Genomic DNA, 1,966 nt, shown 5'->3' with positions numbered 1-1,966 from the left:
TTTATACTGCAATAACTCGTGCTAAACGTGATATTGAAATTTTAACTTTAAATGATTCTTCTATTTTTATAGATTATTTTTATTCTTTAATAAAAAAAGAATTAATTTCTGATGATTTTATAAAAGGATTAAATGATAAAATTTTTGATTTAGATTATTTAAAAATTTGTTTACCTAATTCAAAAGATATAGAAATTTATGATGAATTATCTACTACTATTAAAATTTATAATGAAAAAGTTAACCAATTAGAAAAACAACATAAATTTAATCAAATTACTGAATCTTATTATAAGAAATGTTATTTAAAATTATGTGTTTTATTTAAGGAAATTTCTAAAAATATTTATAAAGTACAAAAAAAAGATAATGGCTATGAGACTCGTTTAAAAGGGTTTAATTATTCTATGTTTGAACCTTTGGAACGAATTAAATGTTATAAAAAACATTTAAAAGAAAAAAAAGAAGAAAGGTATTTGTCATTAAGTGATGATGATTTGAAATTGGATTATTCTTTTAAAAAACAATTAAAAGAAATTAAATTGCAAGAAATTAAACCAAAATCAAAAATTTTAAGACATTATCGAGATTCTTCACAAAATGCTAAGGATAAACTTTTATATAATTTCAAAGATTCTAAAAAAATATCTTTTATTACTTTGACAGCTCCTTATGATGATTTAAAAGGTAAAACTATAAAATATACTCATGAACCTGATATTATGGGGCAGGTAAGGAAACGTTTTATTCGTTTAGTGAGAAAAAATTATTTATCAAATTTATTTCAACAATTCTCTCAAAAAGATTTGGTTTATTCCAAAATGCAAGATTTTCGTTATTTTTGGTCTTTGGAAACTACTAAATTAGGAGTTATTCATTATCATATTATTTTTAATATTGATGTTTTAAATTCTTTTGGTGTATATTCTCGTTATTTGTGTACTGATAAAGATTATGCTTTGGGTTTAAAAAACCGACCTATTAAAGGAAATAAGAGTATTTTTTATGATGATTATTTAATGCATAAAATAGATGAAAAAGGTAATATTAAAATACCTCAAAATTATTATGAGAAAAAGAATGTTAAAGTGTCAAAAATTACTTTGCTTTGGGCTAATGCTTATGCATCTGTTATGAATAAAAATAATATAAAACATTATAAACATTTAAATCCAATTAGTCAAAATGTTCAAATTTTTAGACCATCAAAAACAAATCTTTTATTTGAAAAAATTGAAATTAGTAAATGTAAAGTTTTTTATAAAGGTACTTTTGATAAAAAAGATTATGTTAATAAAATTGTTTCATATGTTAGTAAATATGTTTCTAAAAATGATAAACAAATTGAATCAAATTCTAATAAAGGAATTGATTTTTATAGTCGTCATTTGTTTGGATTTTCTCGTACATGTTTTTCTTGTCCTCAAGAATCTTTTTTGGCATTATTTCCTTATGATATAATTAAAGAAATAGAATTAAGTTCATTTCCAATTGTTAATTTTAACTTTTCTAATATATTTGAATGGAATATTAAACAAAGAGTTAATGGAAGAAATATTAAAATTCCACATAATTTAACTTTGTTGTTTAAATCTTATATGAATCCAAATCAATTTCAAAATTCTAATTATTTTAGTTTAAATTTATCTAGTATTCAACCAAAAAATTATTTTCTTAATAAGAATTTTAAAAAATATTTTAAATTACAAAAACTTAAATTAAAACTTAAAAAAGATTATGAAAAACAAGATATTAAAATATTAAATAAAGTTGAATGTCAATATTGGTATAGATATCTTGAAAATAATTATATTCAAAGTTTACAACTTTCTCCTTAATTTAATTTTGATTAAATTAGTTTAAATTAAATATTTTTAATTAATTTTGCTGTCTAATTATTGGACGGCTTTTGTTGTTGGAAAAAAATAAATAAAATTATTTATAAATTTCAAAAACTTAAAAAAAA

1 pseudogene is annotated in these 1,966 nt (G+C 19.7%); it reads left to right on the top strand.

Going from position 1 to position 1,966, the window contains the following annotated elements:
- Positions 1 to 1,838: pseudogene (locus OL66_RS04405) on the top strand (UvrD-helicase domain-containing protein); the annotation flags it as partial.
- Positions 1,839 to 1,966: the final 128 nt, after the last annotated feature.

Origin of the sequence: Chrysanthemum yellows phytoplasma, assembly GCF_000803325.1 — a bacterium.
In the GTDB taxonomy this organism is placed as follows: Bacteria; Bacillota_I; Bacilli_A; order Acholeplasmatales; family Acholeplasmataceae; genus Phytoplasma; species Phytoplasma asteris.
This window is presented reverse-complemented; position numbering and strand designations above follow the sequence as displayed.